This is a genomic window from Agrobacterium deltaense RV3 (assembly GCF_900013505.1).
GTDB lineage: Bacteria > Pseudomonadota > Alphaproteobacteria > Rhizobiales > Rhizobiaceae > Agrobacterium > Agrobacterium leguminum.
In genome coordinates this window covers 228,152-245,804 of sequence record NZ_LT009745.1, presented here as the reverse complement: position 1 = coordinate 245,804, position 17,653 = coordinate 228,152, and the positions used below count along the sequence as shown (strand labels likewise).

Below are 17,653 nucleotides of genomic sequence, written 5' to 3'. Positions count from 1 at the left end.
GGGATGAGGATGCGAATAGAGACGTTCCATGACGCCTCTTTGACAGTTCCATGTCAGATTTATTACAGCGACTGACGAAAATCTCAGTCGGTCATGCGCTTTATCGGCCGAGCCGGATTTCCGACCACCGTCACGCCCGGCGGCACATTGCGCGTCACCACCGAACCGGCGCCGACAATCGCGCCGTCACCAATAGTGATGCCAGCCAGAACGATCGCTCCGCCGCCGATCCAGACATCACGGCTGATCGTCACGGGCTTTGCGATTTCAATGCCTTGCGCTCGCGGCACCGGGTCCAGATGGTGTTCCGCACAATAGATCTGCACCGCAGGCCCTAGCATCGCGCCGTCGGCTATCGTAACTTTCGCGGAATCCAGAATGGTGCAGCCGGCATTGAGATAAACATTTTTACCAAGTGTGATGTTGAAGCCGTAAGCGCAATGAAACGGCGCTTCGATAAATGCCCCTTCACCAACAGAAGCGAACAGAGCCCTTAGCAACGGGGCCACTGCCCCGCGCTCATCCGGCGGCATCGTATTGTGCTGGTGGACGGCCCCTCGTGCCCGCCAGCGCAATATATCCAGCTCGGCATCCATGCAGCTGTACCATTCGCCCGCGGCCATTTTTTCCCGCTCGGTGGACATGTTTCCCTCCCCTTTAAAAGGCGTCGATAAAATGCTGCGGCAGGCGTCGTGGCAAAACGGCGATGATATCGAAACGCAGCGAAAACCGCGCGGCATCCTTGCGACGGGCGAGCCACAGATCGGCCGCCGCCCGAATGCGTTGCTGCGAATGGAAACCGACGGCATCCACGGCACCTTCGCCGGACGTTCGCGCCTTGACCTCGACAATGGCGACGAGGTCCTTCTTGCGGGCGATGAGATCGATTTCCCCCAGCCGGGTACGATAACGAATGGCGAGGATGCGATATCCCTTCAGCAGCAGATAAAGTGCCGCCCAATATTCCGCGGCATGGCCGCGTCGCTCGGCCTTGCGCCTGTTATTGCTTCGCCCGTCAGCGGCCATCCGTTTCCTTCATATCCAGCAGCCTTTGATAAAGCTCCTTGCGCGGCAGGCCCGTCAGCTTGGCGGCTTCGCCTGCCGCCTTGGCGGCGGGCATGGTGGCGACGAGGTCCTTCAGCAGCTTCTCGACATCCTCGATATCGGGAATCTCGTCATAAGAGGGCGGCTCCACCAGAAGCACGATCTCACCCTTCACCACACGGTCACCACCGTAATAATCCGCAAGCTCGCCAAGCGTGCCGCGCCGGAACTCCTCGAAGGTCTTGGTCAGCTCGCGGCAGACCACGGCGCGGCGGTCGTGGCCGAGCACTTCGGACGCGACCTTGACGGAAGCGCCAATGCGATGCGGCGATTCAAAGAAGATCAAGGTGGCCGGGATTTTTGCGAGTTCGGCAAAACGGTCGCGCTTGCCCCGATCCTTCACCGGCAGGAAGCCCGCAAACAGGAAAGCATCGCTCGGCATTCCCGAACCCACGAGGGCGGCGAGCGGCGCGGATGCCCCCGGCACCGGCACGACACGATGCCCGGCCTCGAGCGCGAGCTGGCCGAGGCGGTAACCGGGATCGGAAACGAGCGGCGTTCCGGCATCCGAGACCAGCGCCACGGATTTTCCCGCCTCAAGCGCCGCAATGAGCTTCGGCCCCGCTTCGTTTGCGTTGTGCTCATGATATGCGAGCGGGCGGGTACGGATGCCGTAACGTTCGAGCAGGATGCGGGTGACGCGGGTATCCTCGCAGGCGAGAACATCGGCCGAGGCCAGCGTTTCCAGCGCGCGGATGGTGATATCGCCAAGATTGCCGATGGGCGTGGCCACGAGATAAAGCGCAGGCTCCAGCGGCCGGGCCGGAATGGTGGCCGTGCCGATCCTGAAGCTCTTTGTTGCATCTCTCAAGTCGCTGTTCGATATTTCTTCCGTCACACGGCTTCCAATCATTCTGGCCGATTATTCGCGGCCGGTCGCTCTGGTTTCCTCTCTTTATGGGCAATAGAAAACCGGCGAACAAGGTCCACGGACGCCCCCAGCCTGTGGATCATGCTGTATAGCAGCAAAATGACCCGCGGCAGATGCACTCGGCTCTTGCATTTCCTGCAATAACTCTGCCATTTTGCCCGTCCACATTATCCGGCTTTCTGGCCGGTGAAGACTCTTCTTGCCGATCCGGCGGTGGCCGGTTCGCAACGGTTGAAAGCGGTAGCGTCCATGCGTATTACTCTTGAGCGGTCGAACCTTCTGAAATCGCTGAACCACGTCCACCGGGTCGTCGAGCGTCGCAACACGATCCCGATCCTGTCCAACGTCCTGCTGCGCGCATCCGGCGCCAATCTGGACATGAAGGCGACCGACCTCGATCTCGAAATCACCGAAGCGACACCGGCCATGGTGGAGCAGGCAGGCGCCACCACCGTGCCGGCGCATCTGCTTTATGAAATCGTGCGCAAGCTGCCGGACGGTTCCGAAGTGCTTCTGGCCACCAATCCGGACGGCTCATCGATGACGGTTGCCTCCGGCCGTTCGAAATTCTCGCTGCAATGCCTGCCGGAAGGGGACTTCCCCGACCTCACGGCCGGCACCTTCAGCCACACCTTCAAACTGAAGGCGACCGATCTGAAGATGCTGATCGACCGGACGCAATTTGCGATCTCGACCGAAGAAACGCGTTATTACCTGAACGGCATTTTCTTCCATACCATCGAAAGCAATGGCGACCTGAAGCTGCGCGCCGTCGCGACCGATGGCCACCGCCTGGCGCGCGCCGATGTGGATGCGCCTTCCGGTTCCGAAGGCATGCCGGGTATCATCATACCGCGCAAGACCGTCGGCGAGTTGCAGAAGTTGATGGACAACCCTGAGCTGGAAGTCACCGTCGAAGTCTCGGATGCGAAAATCCGCCTGACCATCGGCTCGGTCGTCCTGACCTCGAAGCTGATCGACGGCACCTTCCCGGATTATCAGCGCGTGATCCCGACCGGCAACGACAAGGAAATGCGGGTCGATTGCCAGACCTTCGCGCAGGCTGTCGACCGCGTCTCGACCATTTCCTCCGAGCGCGGCCGCGCCGTGAAGCTCGCGCTCACCAACGGCCAGCTGACGCTGACCGTCAACAACCCGGATTCGGGAAGTGCGACGGAAGAAGTGGCTGTCGGTTACGACAATGATTCGATGGAAATCGGCTTCAACGCCAAATATCTCCTCGACATCACCTCGCAGCTTTCCGGCGACGACGCGATTTTCCTGCTGGCCGACGCCGGCTCGCCGACGCTCGTTCGCGACACCGCTGGCGACGATGCGCTTTATGTTCTGATGCCGATGCGCGTTTGAAACGGGACTTTTTTGCAGGTTTCATCAAAAAAGCCGGTGGAACGCTTCACCGGCTTTTTTTGATTCGGCGACGGTGTATTTCAAACCGTACGCGAATTTTTCCAGTTACGACATTTTGCCTTGTTTTTGCGCCAAATGGGATCAACATTGCGTAACAGTTTTTTGACAATGACCAAAAGCATCTGAGGGAACTATGGCACTTAACCTGAAGCAACGGCTTGAACAGAAATTTGAAGAAGAAATCCGCTTTTTCAAGGGCATGGTCAGCCAGCCGAAAAAAGTCGGTGCCATTGTGCCGACATCGTCCATCACGGCGAAAAAAATGGCGAGTGTCATCAATCCCCATTCCGGCCTGCCGGTTCTCGAACTCGGCCCGGGCACCGGTGTCATCACCAAGGCCATTCTGGCGCGCGGCATCAAGCCGGAGAACCTGACCGCCATCGAATATTCGACCGATTTCTACAATCAGCTCCTCAGGAGCTATCCGGGCGTCAATTTCGTCAATGGCGACGCCTTCGATCTCGATGCGACGCTTGGCGAACACACGGGCCAGATGTTCGACAGCGTCGTTTCCGCCGTGCCGATGCTGAATTTCCCCATGGCCGCCCGTATCAAGCTTCTCGATGAATTGCTGAAGCGCGTGCCTCATGGCCGCCCCGTCGTGCAGATATCCTACGGCCCGATTTCACCCATCGTCGCGCAGCCGCATCTCTACCACATCCGCCATTTCGATTTCATCGTGCGCAATATTCCACCGGCGCAATTGTGGACCTATACGCGGGCCTGATCTTCGACAGAGGGCGGGAACTCGTCATTTCCCGGTCGTGACGAATGGTTAGGGTGTCGATTTGCCCTTTCCATCGTCCTTGAGGACCGATTGTCATGCATGCGCTCTACATCACCCATCCCCAGGTCAAGATCGATCCGGCTGTTCCCGTTCCCGAATGGGGGCTTTCGGACAGGGGTGCCGAGCGGACGCGCGAGGCAAGCCGCCTGCCCTGGGCGCGGTCATTACGCCGCATCGTTTCCAGCGCCGAGACCAAGGCGATCGAAACCGCCCGCATCCTGGCTGAAACCTCCGGGGCGGAAATGGACATCGTCGAGGCGATGCATGAAAACGACCGGTCCGCCACCGGTTTTCTGCCGCCGCCGGAATTCGAAAAGGCGGCGGACTGGTTCTTCGCCCATCCCGAGGAAAGCTTTCACGGCTGGGAGCGTGCAATCGACGCGCAGGCGCGGATCGTCGGGGCGGTCAAAGCCGTTCTCGGCCGGCACGACCCGCAGCAGCCAATCGCCTTTGTCGGACATGGTGGCGTAGGTACGCTTCTGAAATGCCATATCGAAGGCCGCGGCATCAGCCGCAGCAAGGACCAGCCGTCCGGCGGCGGCAATCTCTTTCGCTTCTCCATCGCCGACTTTTCACTTGCAGCCGCGTCCCCCACATGCGACTGGACGGCAATGGAAACATGGCAGGGATAAGACAATGACCGCGCGCGAAAAACTCATCGTCGGGCTGGATGTTCCGACTGTGCAGCAAGCCGAAGACATCGTGTCGAAAATCGGCGACGAGGTTCTGTTCTACAAGATCGGTTATCAGCTGGTCTTTGCCGGCGGTCTCGAATTTGCGCGCGACCTTGTCCAGAGCGGCAAGAAGGTCTTTCTCGACATGAAACTGCTCGATATCGACAATACCGTCGCCTCCGGCGTCGAAAACATCGCCCGCATGGGCATGTCGATGCTGACGCTGCATGCCTATCCGAAGGCCATGCGCGCCGCGGTCAAAGCGGCCGAAGGCTCCGGTCTCTGCCTGCTGGGCGTCACCGTGCTGACGTCGATGGACGACGTCGATCTCGCCGAGGCAGGTTATGCCTCTGACGCCCGTTCGCTGGTGCTGCGCCGGGCGGAGCAGGCACGCGAGGCTGGCATGGGCGGCATCGTCTGTTCGGCGGAAGAATCGACCGCCGTGCGCGAAATCCTCGGCCCGGACCTTGCCGTCGTCACCCCCGGCATTCGCCCGGCCGGCGCGGATCTCGGCGATCAGAAGCGGGTGATGACACCCTACGACGCCATCAAGGCCGGATCGAGCCATCTGGTCGTCGCCCGCCCGATCGTCAGGGCGGAAGACCCGAAAGCGGCGGCCCGCGCCATTCTTGACGACATGCTGCGCGCCAGCTTTCCGGCCAATCAGTAACGACAATCGGAGGAGATGAAATGGCAAAGGGATATTGGATCGCCCGCGTCGATGTGCGCGATAGTGAGCGTTACAAGGACTATGTCACGACGGCTAAGCCCGCTTTCGAGCGGTTCGGCGCCAATTTCCTGGCCCGTGGCGGCGCGCTGACCGAGCTGGAGGGCAAGGCGCGTGCGCGCAACGTCATCATCGAGTTCCCGTCGGTGCAGCACGCCATCGACTGCTATAATTCTCCCGAATATCAGGCCGCGGCCAAAATCCGCCAGGAAGTCGCGGATGCGGAGATGATGATCGTCGAAGGAATTTGACGTCCGTCAACCGCATTTCCCAAACCGTCTTCCAGCCTCGCGACAACATCTCTTCACGCGCGCGCGGCTTTGGGCTAAGAGACTGAAAAACGCTTTATCGACAGCTTCTGAGGAGCCTCCCATGACCTTGGCCAACCTTCCACCCCTCGTCACCGTTTTCGGCGGTTCGGGTTTTGTCGGGCGGCATGTCGTGCGGATACTTGCGAAGCGCGGTTACCGCATCCGCGTCGCCGTTCGCCGCCCGGATCTCGCCGGTTTCCTGCAGCCGCTCGGCAATGTCGGCCAGATTTCCTTCGCCCAGGCGAACCTGCGTTATCGCGATTCCATCGTCAAAGCCGTGGAAGACGCCGACCATGTGGTCAATTGCGTCGGCATCCTGACCGAAAGCGGCCGCAACACCTTTGACGCCGTACAGGAATTTGGTGCGAAAGCCATTGCCGAGGCGGCCCGCGATGCCGGCGCCACGCTGACGCATATCTCCGCCATCGGCGCGGATGCCGGTTCGCCGACCGGTTATGGCCGCACGAAGGGCCGCGCCGAGGCCGCCATCCATTCCATCCTGCCTGGCGCCGTGATCTTGCGCCCGTCGATCATTTTTGGACCGGAAGACGATTTCTTCAACAAGTTCGCAAAAATGGCCCGCAGCATGCCGTTCCTGCCGCTGATCGGTGGCGGGAAAACCAGGTTCCAGCCGGTCTATGTAGAGGATGTCGCGGAAGCCGTCGCCCTTGGCGTCGATGGCAAGCTGAAGCCCGGCGCGATCTATGAACTCGGCGGTCAGGATGTCATGACATTCCGTGACTGTCTCGAGGCGGTTCTTGCCGCGACCTACCGGGAGCGTCCCTTCGTCAACCTGCCCTTCGGCGTCGCGTCGATGATTGGCAAGATCGCTTCAATGGTGCCGCTGATTGCGCCGCCGCTGACGCCCGATCAGGTGACCATGCTGAAAAAGGACAATGTCGTTTCCACTGACGCCGAAAAGAACGGCCTGACGCTGGAAGGCATTGGCATCACCCCCATTCGCGTCGCGTCCATTCTGCCTTCCTACATGGTGCAATACCGCCCGCACGGCCAGTTCTCCAATGCCGGAAAAGCGGCCTGAAGCCCATCTTCAGCCTCATCGAACACAACAAAGCGGGAGCCATTCCCGCTTTTTGTTTTTGCGCAATTCAATCGCAACCAAACCGCTATTCGTGCATTTTCCCCTCAACTGCAGGGGAGGTGTTGAATGAAATAGGGCTGTTTTGCAAAGCCGGGTAAAAGCTAACGGTCGTCCGGCCTCCGCAGGCAAGCGTGGCACAAGCGCAACTGTGGAAAAGACTTCGTATTAACCCGGTATTCAACAAGCTGCTTTATTGATATTCGCCACATTCCAAACATATCCCGACCACTCAATTCACACACGGCGGCATGATCCGCGCGAACGAACGTCTGAAAGGCAATCATAAAATGGGCAGATCTATCGCACTCTTTTTTGCGTGTGCGGCTTTGGTGGTTCTGGCGGGTTCTTTTATGGCGCCGGGAACGGTTGCAGCGGGCAAGAGCGGTTGCGCTCCCGCCTATGGCGTCGACCCCTGCGCAACGGCTTCGATCAGCACCAACTGATCGGCCTTTAAAAGTTTCAAAGAAAAAGCGCCGCCGGTTCTCCGGGGACGCTTTTTCTTTTTCTGTTCGTTCGTCGCGGGCGGAGATTATTCCCGCCCCTGGTTCAACCCAGAACCAGAAGTGCCACCAGTCCCAGCGAACCGATGGCGATGCGCCACCAGGCGAAGGGTGCAAAGCCCCGCCGCGATACGAAATCCAGCAGGGAGCGAACAACGAAGAGGCCCGAAACGAAAGCGGCGATGAAACCCACGGCGATCAGCGCACCGTCATCGAAGCTCAGCGCATCGCGGTTCTTGTAAAGATCGAGCGTGAAAGCGCCGAGCATGGTCGGCATCGCCAGGAAGAACGAAAATTCGGCGGCGGAGCGCTTGTCCGTTCCCATCAGCAACGACCCGACGATTGTGGCGCCGGACCGCGACGTGCCGGGAATCATCGCAATGCATTGGAAGAGGCCGATCTTGAAGGCAAGCGACGGCGGATAGTCCATGATGTCGGTATATTTCGGTTTCAGCGGCATGCGGTCGACGCCGAGCAGAATGACGCCGCCGATGATCAGCACCACGCAGATGAGCATCGGCGTTTCAAACAGCACGGTCTTGATGAAGTCATGCGCCACAGCGCCGATTATCGCCGCCGGCAGGAAAGCGAGAGCGACGGCCAGCACGAAACGGCGCGCTTTCGCGCTTGTCGGCAGAGCGAGCGCAATCGACACAAGCTTTTGAAAATAAACAAGAAGGATCGCAAGGATCGCGCCGAGCTGAATGAGAACGGCAAAGGTGTTGCCGGGTGATTTGAAGCCGAGGAAATGCCCGGCCAGCAGCACGTGCGCCGTTGAGGAGACGGGAATGAACTCCGTCAGACCCTCGATAATGCCCAGCAGAAGCGCGCTGATGATCGATTGGTCACCCATGAGGTATCCTTCTTTTCAGGGGGAAAGTGGCAATGGAAGGCAATTGCGTTAAACTTGTTTTAAAGTAGCCAAGCTCTTATAGCGTCTTGATGAAGCGAAACTGAAAAAGTTTTTCGGCAAATGCCGATCATGACAACCAATCGTAAAAATTGAGTACCGATGCCAACTCTCTATCACTCTCCGATGTCGACCGCATCCCGGTTCGTTCGTCTGATCCTCGCGGAATACGGGTTCCAGACCGATCTCGTGGAGGAGCAGCCGTGGGAAAGACGGCGGGAGTTTCTGGCGCTCAATCCGGCCGGCACCCTGCCGGTCTATCTGGACGACAATATGCGCTCGCTGAGCGGGCCCTATGTGCTTGCGGAATTTCTTGACGAAACGCATGGGGTTCTGAAGCGCGACCGTCGGCTTCTCGCCGAAGACCCGTTTCAGCGTGCGGAAATCCGCCGGCTGACGGAATGGTTTCTGCAGAAGATGGAAAACGACGTGACCCGGCCGCTGGTGCGGGAAAGGGTCTATAAATTGCAGATGACGGCGGCGCAGGGTGGCGGACCGCCGGATTCCAAGCTGCTGCGCACGGCCCGCAACAACATTCGCCAGCACATCAAATATCTGGAATGGCTGGCTGGCTCACGCACCTGGCTTGCCGGCGACCGGTTGAGCTATGCCGATCTTGCCGCGGCTGCCGCGGTCTCGGTGCTGGATTATCTCGGTGAGATCAACTGGCTCGAAGCGCCGATTGCCAAGGAATGGTATCAGCGGGTGAAATCCCGTCCTTCCTTTCGGCCGTTCCTCAGCGAACGCATTCCGCGCCTTGCCCCTTCCTCCCACTACGCCGATCTGGACTTCTGAGGTCTGGCCTCCCGGTTATTTGCTGTGGCCTGCGGTTTTATCTAAAGCATGTCGTTGTCCCGAAACCGCTGCACACTTTCGGGCGACATGCATTATATATGCCGCAGAATAACCCGCAGGAGAAACGACCATCGACGTCGCGAGCGAAAAGCAGCGAATACGCGCGCGTAAACTGACGGACTTCGTTCGTCAGGAAGCGCTTTCGCTTGGCTTCGATCTGTGTCGCATCACCGCGCCGGACAGCATTCCGCTCGCACCCGAACGGCTGAGACAGTTTCTCGACAAGGGCTATCACGGTACGATGGCGTGGATGGAGGAAACCGAGGCCCGCCGGGCAGAGCCGAAAACGCTCTGGGGAGACGTGCGCTCCATCGTCATGTTCGGGCTGAACTACGGCCCCGAGGAAGACCCACGCGGCCTGCTTTCCAAACCCGACAAGGCTGCCATTTCGGTCTATGCCCGCAATCGCGATTATCACGACATCATCAAGGGGCGGCTGAAGGAAATCGCCACCCGTTTTGCCGCGCGCGCCGGCGAGGATGTGAAAGTCTTTGTCGATACCGCACCCGTAATGGAAAAGCCGCTTGCCGCCGCCGCCGGTCTCGGCTGGCAGGGCAAGCACACCAATCTCGTCAGCCGCACCCATGGTTCGTGGCTGTTTCTCGGTAGCATGTTCACCACGGCCGAACTCTGTCTTGACGAGGCTGAGAGGGACCATTGCGGCTCCTGCCGCGCCTGTCTCGATGCCTGTCCGACGGCCGCTTTCCCCGCACCCTATCAACTGGATGCGCGCCGCTGCATCTCCTATCTCACCATCGAGCACAAGGGGCCGATCCCGCACGAATTCCGGCCGATGATCGGCAATCGCATCTATGGCTGCGACGACTGCCTTGCCGCCTGTCCATGGAACAAATTCGCGGCCAGCGCCTCCGAGATGAAATTGCAGGCACGCGAGGATCTGAAGGAACCTTCCATCGCCTTCCTGCTCACGCTCGATGACGCCGCCTTTCGCAGTTTCTTCAGCGGCTCACCTGTCAAGCGCATCGGCCGCAATCGCTTCATCCGCAACGTGCTGATCGCGGCGGGTAACTCCGCAGACCGGCAATTCGTGGAACAATGCAAGGCGCTTGCCGAAGCCGACCCTTCGCCCGAAGTACGCGGCATGGCCGCATGGGCTTTGTCACGGCTTATGGACAGGGACGAATTCCGTACATACTCTGCCGGTCGCGCGCCGGAGCCTGATCCGGAGGCGGAAATGGAATGGCAACTGGCAGAGGCGTGACGCATGCATGTGATGATTTTCGGCGCGGGATTTTCGGGGAAAGCCATCGCTAACGCGCTGAGGACCGAAGCAGCGAGCGTTTCCGGAACCACACGAAGCCAGGACAAGTTCCCAAACCTCGCCGCCGCAGGCATGACGCCCCTCCTCTTTGACGGCGTTCATCTCAATGACGAACTCGTCGCCGCAATGGGCAACATCACGCATCTCGTACAATCCGTCGCGCCGGGCAAGGATGGCGATCCGCTGCTTGCGCTTCTGGGTGGCGATCTGAAAAAGCTCACGCCCAATCTGAAATGGGTCGCTTATCTTTCCACCGTCGGCGTTTATGGCGACCATGGCGGCGCCTGGGTGGACGAGACAACGCCCTGCCGCCCGGTCTCCGCGCGATCCGTGGAACGGGTGGCTGCGGAAACCGCCTGGACTGCGGCAGCGGAAAAGGCGGATGTGCCGCTTGCCATCCTGCGCCTTTCCGGAATTTACGGCCCCGGACGCAATGCCTTCATGAATTTCGAGAAAGGAACGGCGCGGCGGCTGGTGAAGAAGGACCAGGTGTTCAATCGCATCCGGGTCGAGGATATCGGTGCCGCACTTGCCTTTCTGGCACGGAAAAACGAACGCGGCATCTTCAACGTGACCGACGACGAACCCTGCCCGCCGCAGGATGTGGTGAGCTTTGCAGCAGCGCTGATGGGTGTGGAACCGCCACCCGAGCAGGCCTTCGAGACCGCCGATCTGACGCCGATGGCGCGCTCTTTTTATGGCGAGAACAAGCGCGTTTCCAACGCCAGAATACGCAATCTCGGCTTTGATTTCCGCTTTCCCGAGTACAGGTTGTCCCTGAGACAATTGTGGGAAAACGGCCTCTGGCGGGGCTGAAAAATCCCACCCTGAAAAGCGATGAAAAATCCTTCCAATCCCGCTTTTGCGGATGGTTTTCGTCTTATTTCAGCCAATTAGGATTTTATTAACCATCCAAAAATCACTAAAATCGTAGTCATTAGAAAAATATTTCACTCACATTTCGTGAACTGGATTCACGAAGCCGTGACCCGCAACAGCATTTCCGTTATCCATTGATTCTGTGTTATTTTTTCCAGCTTTTGGAGGGGACGCCCTGCCGACAGCTTTCCGGCTAACGATCACGAATATTACAGACTGTAACAGTTCGTGATTTGAGGTCAGCTTTTTTTCGCCATTTTTCCCTCGCCCTACAATCTCGCATCAAAAGGCGTTCAGGCCAGTTCATGGCCGTTTAGCAAGGGCACAATCAATCGGCGCGGGGCCGATTTTCAGGGAAGCACAGTTTGTTGAATATCCGTCGTATAACTTTCACCGCTGCAACTATCGCCGCCTGTTCCATCATTGCGCCTCTTCAGGCGAATGCGGCAAATGGTTGTGGAGGCGCATCGTGGTATGCGTTGACCTCCAAGACTGCTTCGGGCGAGCGCATGAACGCCGCCAACCTGACCGCCGCCCACCGCTCGCTGCGGTTCGGCACCAAGGTCAAGGTGACCAATGCGCGCAATGGCAAGGCCGTTGTGGTGCGCATCAATGACCGTGGGCCGTTCATCAAGGGCCGCGTTCTCGATCTTTCCAAGGCAGCCGCCAAGAACATCGGCATGATCAACTCCGGCACCGCCAAGGTCTGCTACGAGGTCGTCAAGGCCGATTGAGCCTTGCCCTCGCCGCCATTCGCGTCTACCAACCGGGCTTAGCACAAGAACGAGGTAGACAATGCGTTTAGGCGGGCGTTTGGCCGGAGCAATCGAAGTATTGGCGGATATTGAGGGACGCAGGCGTCCCGTCGCCGATGCTCTGAAAGATTGGGGCCTTGCCCATCGTTTCGCCGGCTCCGGCGACAGGGCTGCAATCGGCAACATCGTCTATGACGCGCTGCGCATGAAACTGTCGCACGCCTGGCTGATGGATGACGACAGCGCTGCCTCGCTTGGTTATGCCGTGCTGCTGCGCCAATGGGGCAAAAGCTTTTCGGACCTTTCGGCGGAATTCGACGGCGACAAATTCGCCCCCGCCGCACCGGATGAACAAAGGCAGCAGGCCTTTCTGTCCCGTTCCCTCAGCGATGCACCGGCCCATATTCAGGGCGACATACCCGAATGGGTGCAATCCTCCTTCGAAACCGCCTTTAGCGATCGCTGGCTCGCCGAGGCGCAGGCCCTGAACGAGCGGCCCACGCTTGATCTGCGCGCCAACACCTTGAAAGCGACGCGTGACAAGGTGCTGAAGGCTCTGGAGGAAAGCGGCGCGGAAGCCACGCATATCGCCCGACAGGGCGTGCGCATTCCCGCCGGCGAAGGTCCTTCTCGCCTGCCAAACGTTACCGCCGAACTTTCCTTCCAGAAGGGCTGGTTCGAAGTACAGGACGAAGGCTCCCAGATCGTTGCCGATCTTGCCGGCGCGCATGAAGGCGAACAGATCCTCGATTATTGCGCCGGCGGCGGCGGCAAGACGCTGGCCATGGCGGCCAGCATGAACAATAAGGGCCAGGTCCACGCCTTCGACGCCGACCGCAAGCGCCTTGCGCCGATCATCGAACGGCTGAAGCGGGCTGGCACGCGAAATGTGCAGGTGCACGACCGCGCCTCCGGCCTTACGCCGTTTCAGGAGAAGTTCGACCGCGTTCTGGTCGACGCGCCCTGCACCGGCACCGGGACATGGCGCCGCCGGCCCGACACCAAATGGCGGCTGACGGCCCGCAATCTGGAAGAGCGCGTACAGCAGCAGGGCGAGGCGCTTTCGCAGGCCAAGGGGTTCGTACGCCCGGGCGGCGAGCTGCTTTATGTCACCTGTTCGGTGCTTCCCGAAGAAAACGAACAGCAGGTAAGGCGCTTCTGCGCGGAAAATCCGGAATTTTCCATCGGCTCCGCACTGGAACGCTGGCAGACGACTTTCGGCGGCAACGCAAATAAACCGCATTCTTCCGACGGCAAGACAGTGACGCTGACGCCTGCAACCACAGATACGGATGGCTTCTTCTTCTGCTTGATGAAACGCAAAGCATAACGCTGTCTTTGCAAGCACTGATTTTACTTGGAAAACAGCACCAGGTCTTGTTTCAAAGCATTCTAAACTAGAATGTTTGACACAAGTTTGTGATTGGGTCAGAACTCGCTTGCCGCGGCGCGAAGTCATTTCGCGCCTGCCGAAGGAGAGGGATCATGATCCGCAAAACCATTCTCAGCGCTTCTTTTGCGCTTCTTGCCGCTTCTGCGGCTTTCACCGCGCTTCCCGCCCGGGCCGCTACAGACGCGGCCGCCGTCGTCAAGCATTATGCCGATGTCGCGCATGCGAAATATGAGGATTCGCTGACCACGGCGAAGGCGCTGGACAAGGCCATCGATGCGCTGATCGCAACGCCGAGCGAAGAAACCCTGAAGGCCGCCCGGGAAGCATGGATCAAGGCCCGCGTTCCCTATCAGCAGTCGGAAGTCTATCGTTTCGGCAACCCGATCGTCGACGATTGGGAAGGCAAGGTGAATGCATGGCCACTGGATGAAGGCCTGATCGACTATGTCGACGGTTCTTATGGCACGGAAAGCGACGAGAACGAGCTTTACGTTGCCAACATCATCGCCAATCCGAAGATCAAGATCAGCGGTGAAGAGGTCGACGCCTCCAAGATCACCCCCGAGCTGATCGAAAGCCTGCACGAGGCGGGCGATGTCGAAGCCAATGTGACGACCGGTTACCACGCCATCGAATTCCTGCTCTGGGGCCAGGATCTGAACGGCACCGGACCGGGCGCGGGTAACCGCCCCTATACCGATTACGACAAGGCGAAATGCACGAACGGTAATTGCGACCGCCGGGCCGATTACCTGAAATCCGCCTCGACCCTGCTGATCAAGGATCTTCAGGAGATGGTGGATGCCTGGGCACCGCAAGGCGAAGCCACGAAAACGGTGGAAGCCGGTCCGAAAGCCGGCCTGACCGCCATTCTCACCGGCATGGGTTCGCTTTCCTATGGCGAGCTGGCGGGTGAGCGCATGAAGCTCGGCCTTCTGCTGCACGATCCGGAAGAGGAGCACGATTGCTTCTCCGACAACACGTACAATTCGCATCTTTACGACGCGATCGGCATCGCCTCGGCCTATACCGGCGACTATACCCGCGTGGACGGAACGAAGATGACGGGCGCCTCGCTGTCGGAACTGGTCGGCGTCAAGGACAAGGCACTGAACGACGAGATGCTGGCGAAGCTGAACAAGACGCTCGACGCCATGCATGCCATGGAAAAGCGCGCGCAGACCGTCGAGGCCTATGACCAGATGATTGGCGAAGGCAACAAGGAAGGCAACGCCGTGGTTCAGACGGCCATCGACGGCCTTCTCGACCAGACGAAGACTGTCGAACGCGTCATCGCGGCGCTCGATCTCGGCAAGATCGAGCTTGAAGGCTCCGACAGCCTCGACAATCCGAACGCCGTCTTCAAATAAGCGGTAAAACGGGTCGCAGGTCGCTGCGGCCCGTCACTTTTCACCCGCCCTTCTTGTCATGCAATTTTTGCTGCCGCCGATCCGCAAGCCATTCTTCTTCGCCGGGGCAGCCTGCCTTGTGGCGTCGATGGCGCTTGCCGAACCGCTGCGCAACGATCTGACGGAGAAAGATCGAAGCCGCGTGCTGGCCGTGACTGCGCCAACGGCAGATTTTACCGGGCCGGAACCTTTCGAAGCCATGTCCGGCGGAGCAACAACCAGCACCAACAGGGCCGACAGCGGCGCGTTCTCCCATCCTTCCGCTACAATGCCGCTCGAACGGAAGCAGGATTTCAAGCTCGGCAACGCACTGTTCCAGAAGCTCTGGGTCTCCTCTCCGTCCTCCACACAGGCCTCGGACGGGCTCGGGCCGCTCTTCAACGCCCGATCCTGCCAGACCTGCCATGTGAAGGATGGCAGGGGTCGACCGCCCTTTGCCGGAGAAGACGCCGTCTCGCTGTTTCTGCGGCTGGCGCGACCGGCGCGCAATGAAGCCGAACGACAGGCCATTGCCAGCCACCAGACCTTAAATTTTCCCGATGAGACCTATGGCCGGCAGCTTCAGAACCTGGCCATTCCCGGCCTCGCCGCCGAAGGCAAGCCGGTCATCACCTATACGGAAGAGCCGGTTCAGCTGGCGGATGGTGAGGTGGTGATGCTGCGCAAGCCCAGCTATGCCGTGGAGAACCTGCAATATGGTCCGCTTGGCGCCGACACGACGCTTTCGGCGCGCATTGCCATGCCCACCCTCGGTCTTGGCCTGATCGAGGCCATTGCCGAGGCCGATATTCTGGCCAGGGCCGACCCGGACGACAACAATGGCGACGGCATTGCCGGGCGTCCCGCATGGGTCAAAGACCATCGGACCGGCGAGGTGAAACTCGGGCGGTTTGGCTGGAAAGCGCAGAATGCGAGCGTGCGAGACCAGAGCGCCAGCGCCTTCTCCCACGATATCGGCATTTCCTCACCGGATGCGCCGAATGCCTATGGCGACTGTACCGGTGTCCAGAAGGACTGTCTTGCCATGCCGACCGGCGTGCAGCTGAGGCTCGGGCCGGTGGAGGCGCCTGATCCGGTTCTCGATCTCGTGACCTTCTACACCGAAAACCTCGCCGTGCCGCGACGCCGCAACGTCGATGATCCGACGGTTCTGCGGGGAAAGCAGCTTTTCTACGCCTCCGGCTGTACGGCCTGCCACACCCCGAAATTCGTCACACGCCGCGACACCGCCGACCCAATGCATGCTTTCCAGCTGATCTGGCCCTATTCCGATTTTCTGCTGCATGACATGGGCGAAGGACTTGCCGATGGCCAGCAGGTGGGCGAAGCCAGCGGACGGCAGTGGCGAACCCAGCCGCTCTGGGGCATAGGCCTGACGCAAAAGGTCAATGGCAACGGTTTTTACCTGCATGACGGGCGGGCGCGCAGCCTGACGGAAGCGATATTGTGGCACGGCGGCGAAGGGCAAAAAGCGCGCGACGCCTTTGCCGCCTTGCAAAAATCCGACCGGCAGGCTTTGCTGGCCTTTCTGGAGTCCCTTTGATGAAAAATGCCATGCGAAAAATTTCTGGCGTCATGTCCGTGCTGCTGCTTCTGACCACGCCGCCGGCAAGGGCGCAGGATGTGGAGCTGATGCCGCCGCCGCCGCTCGACCCGGTTCAGGTGCAGGGCGTGATGGAAAAGGCGGTGAACGGCTTCATCCGTCCCGGCTATGACCGCTTCCGGCAGTCGGCGGAGACGCTGGAAGGCCGCATGAAAGCTTTCTGCACCGCTCCCTCCGAAACGACCGCAGCGGCGGCCAAGGCGGCCTTTGTCGATACGGTGTCAAGCTGGTCGACCATCGAGATCGTGCGTGTCGGCCCTGTCATCGAGAAGAACCGTTTCGAACGCGTGCTTTATTATCCCGACAAGAAGGGTCTCGGGCTGAAGCAGGTGCAGCGTTATCTCACCGAAAAGGATGAAAGCGTCACGAGTGCGGATGGCCTGAGCGGCAAGAGCGTTGCGGCGCAGGGGCTCGGCGCTCTTGAGTTCGTGCTTTACGGAACCGGAGCGGAAGAGTTGCTCGACAGGAAGGGTGATTTCCGCTGCCGCTATGGCGCCGCTATCGCCGGCAATATCGCCAATGTGGCAACGGAACTTTCTGACAGCTGGAATGCGACTGACGGCGCGCAGAAAAACTGGACGCAGCCCGGAGCGGACAACCCCGTCTTTCGTGACGAGCGCGAGGCGCTGGTCGCCCTGCTCGGCATTCTTGTCCATGGCTCCGAAGCCATTCGCGACCAGCGGATCGAAACCTTCTACAAGGGACCGGACAAGGCAAGATTTCCCCGCACCGCCATTTATTGGCGCTCCGGCCTGACATGGCAGAGCATTGCCACCAATATCAAGGCGGTTCAGACCCTGCTGCACACGGCGGATATGGTCGAACTCGTACCGCCCGATCAGCGCTCCATCGTCAACTCCATCGATTTCATCGCCAAATCGATGATCCGCGTTGCCGGGACCATCAATACGGATGTGCAAAAGGCGCTGGATCAGGACGATCAGCGCGCCAAGGTGGATTATCTGCTGCTCAATGGCAAAGACCTGATCTACCGCTTGAACGATCAATATGGCGGCGCGATCGGCCTCAGCTCCGGCTTCTCCTTCGCCGATGGGGACTGAGC

18 protein-coding genes are annotated in these 17,653 nt (G+C 59.6%); 14 read left to right on the top strand and 4 right to left on the bottom strand.

The features are described 5' to 3' along the window. Nucleotides 1-83: 83 nt before the first annotated feature. Genes AGR7B_RS01285 through rsmI form a run of 3 tightly spaced genes read right to left on the bottom strand, consistent with a single transcriptional unit; the run spans nt 84 to nt 1,957 of the window. Entirely contained in the window at nt 84-644 is a 561-nt protein-coding gene (locus tag AGR7B_RS01285; RefSeq protein WP_078051355.1) for a sugar O-acetyltransferase, read from the bottom strand. Between the two features lie 13 nt (nt 645-657). Next, nucleotides 658-1,026 (bottom strand): YraN family protein, encoded by a 369-nt coding sequence (locus tag AGR7B_RS01280; protein WP_065654598.1) that lies wholly within the window; start codon nt 1,024-1,026, stop codon nt 658-660. Then, nucleotides 1,016-1,957, bottom strand: coding sequence for a 16S rRNA (cytidine(1402)-2'-O)-methyltransferase (rsmI, locus tag AGR7B_RS01275; RefSeq protein ID WP_065654599.1), 942 nt, complete (start codon nt 1,955-1,957; stop codon nt 1,016-1,018). The genes AGR7B_RS01280 and rsmI overlap by 11 nt, the downstream gene beginning before the upstream one ends. Nucleotides 1,958-2,224: 267 nt before the next feature. Here rsmI and dnaN point away from each other — a divergent pair, with 267 nt between their 5' ends. From dnaN to AGR7B_RS01245, 6 genes are all read left to right on the top strand, one after another. Next, on the top strand, nt 2,225-3,343 hold the full coding sequence (dnaN, locus tag AGR7B_RS01270; RefSeq protein WP_065654600.1) for a DNA polymerase III subunit beta: 1,119 nt from the start codon (nt 2,225-2,227) through the stop codon (nt 3,341-3,343). Between the two features lie 193 nt (nt 3,344-3,536). Beyond that, nucleotides 3,537-4,130, top strand: a complete 594-nt coding sequence (gene pmtA, locus AGR7B_RS01265) for a phospholipid N-methyltransferase PmtA (RefSeq protein ID WP_080855846.1) — start codon at nt 3,537-3,539, stop codon at nt 4,128-4,130. A 95-nt stretch (nt 4,131-4,225) separates the two neighbouring features. Next, nucleotides 4,226-4,822, top strand: coding sequence for a histidine phosphatase family protein (locus tag AGR7B_RS01260; RefSeq protein WP_078051357.1), 597 nt, complete (start codon nt 4,226-4,228; stop codon nt 4,820-4,822). Nucleotides 4,823-4,826: 4 nt separating this feature from the next. Beyond that, nucleotides 4,827-5,534 carry an orotidine-5'-phosphate decarboxylase gene (gene pyrF, locus AGR7B_RS01255; protein ID WP_003503850.1) on the top strand — a complete coding sequence of 236 codons (708 nt, stop codon included), beginning with the start codon at nt 4,827-4,829 and terminating at the stop codon, nt 5,532-5,534. Nucleotides 5,535-5,554: 20 nt separating this feature from the next. Beyond that, nucleotides 5,555-5,842: a DUF1330 domain-containing protein gene (locus AGR7B_RS01250; protein ID WP_065654603.1), complete on the top strand. Its 288-nt coding sequence runs from the start codon at nt 5,555-5,557 to the stop codon at nt 5,840-5,842. Nucleotides 5,843-5,963: 121 nt separating this feature from the next. Continuing rightward, a complete protein-coding gene (locus AGR7B_RS01245) occupies nt 5,964-6,944 on the top strand; it encodes a complex I NDUFA9 subunit family protein (RefSeq protein WP_080855845.1) in 981 nt (326 codons plus the stop codon). 606 nt (nt 6,945-7,550) lie between these two features. Here the strand turns inward: AGR7B_RS01245 and AGR7B_RS01235 are convergent. Continuing rightward, on the bottom strand, nt 7,551-8,357 hold the full coding sequence (locus AGR7B_RS01235; RefSeq protein ID WP_080855843.1) for an undecaprenyl-diphosphate phosphatase: 807 nt from the start codon (nt 8,355-8,357) through the stop codon (nt 7,551-7,553). 159 nt (nt 8,358-8,516) lie between these two features. Here AGR7B_RS01235 and AGR7B_RS01230 point away from each other — a divergent pair, with 159 nt between their 5' ends. The 8 genes from AGR7B_RS01230 to AGR7B_RS01195 all read left to right on the top strand — a co-directional run bounded on the left by AGR7B_RS01230 (nt 8,517) and on the right by AGR7B_RS01195 (nt 17,651). Beyond that, nucleotides 8,517-9,209 carry a glutathione S-transferase family protein gene (locus AGR7B_RS01230; protein WP_003520121.1) on the top strand — a complete coding sequence of 231 codons (693 nt, stop codon included), beginning with the start codon at nt 8,517-8,519 and terminating at the stop codon, nt 9,207-9,209. Nucleotides 9,210-9,339: 130 nt separating this feature from the next. Next, the gene (gene queG, locus AGR7B_RS01225; protein WP_080855842.1) at nt 9,340-10,491 is read left to right on the top strand and encodes a tRNA epoxyqueuosine(34) reductase QueG; all 1,152 of its coding nucleotides are present in this window, start codon (nt 9,340-9,342) and stop codon (nt 10,489-10,491) included. A 3-nt stretch (nt 10,492-10,494) separates the two neighbouring features. Then, nucleotides 10,495-11,367: an SDR family oxidoreductase gene (locus AGR7B_RS01220; protein ID WP_080855841.1), complete on the top strand. Its 873-nt coding sequence runs from the start codon at nt 10,495-10,497 to the stop codon at nt 11,365-11,367. Nucleotides 11,368-11,795: 428 nt separating this feature from the next. Continuing rightward, nucleotides 11,796-12,164 (top strand): septal ring lytic transglycosylase RlpA family protein, encoded by a 369-nt coding sequence (locus AGR7B_RS01215; protein WP_059759243.1) that lies wholly within the window; start codon nt 11,796-11,798, stop codon nt 12,162-12,164. A gap of 61 nt (nt 12,165-12,225) precedes the next feature. Beyond that, nucleotides 12,226-13,515, top strand: coding sequence for an RsmB/NOP family class I SAM-dependent RNA methyltransferase (locus AGR7B_RS01210; protein WP_080855840.1), 1,290 nt, complete (start codon nt 12,226-12,228; stop codon nt 13,513-13,515). A 155-nt stretch (nt 13,516-13,670) separates the two neighbouring features. Further along, the gene (locus tag AGR7B_RS01205) at nt 13,671-14,948 is read left to right on the top strand and encodes an imelysin family protein (RefSeq protein WP_080855839.1); all 1,278 of its coding nucleotides are present in this window, start codon (nt 13,671-13,673) and stop codon (nt 14,946-14,948) included. Between the two features lie 58 nt (nt 14,949-15,006). Then, complete coding sequence (locus AGR7B_RS01200) at nt 15,007-16,530, top strand: di-heme oxidoreductase family protein (RefSeq protein ID WP_080855838.1); 1,524 nt, start codon at nt 15,007-15,009, stop codon at nt 16,528-16,530. Continuing rightward, nucleotides 16,530-17,651 carry an imelysin family protein gene (locus tag AGR7B_RS01195; protein WP_080855837.1) on the top strand — a complete coding sequence of 374 codons (1,122 nt, stop codon included), beginning with the start codon at nt 16,530-16,532 and terminating at the stop codon, nt 17,649-17,651. Before AGR7B_RS01200 ends, AGR7B_RS01195 begins: the two co-directional genes overlap by 1 nt. The last annotated feature ends 2 nt before the right edge of the window (nt 17,652-17,653 follow it).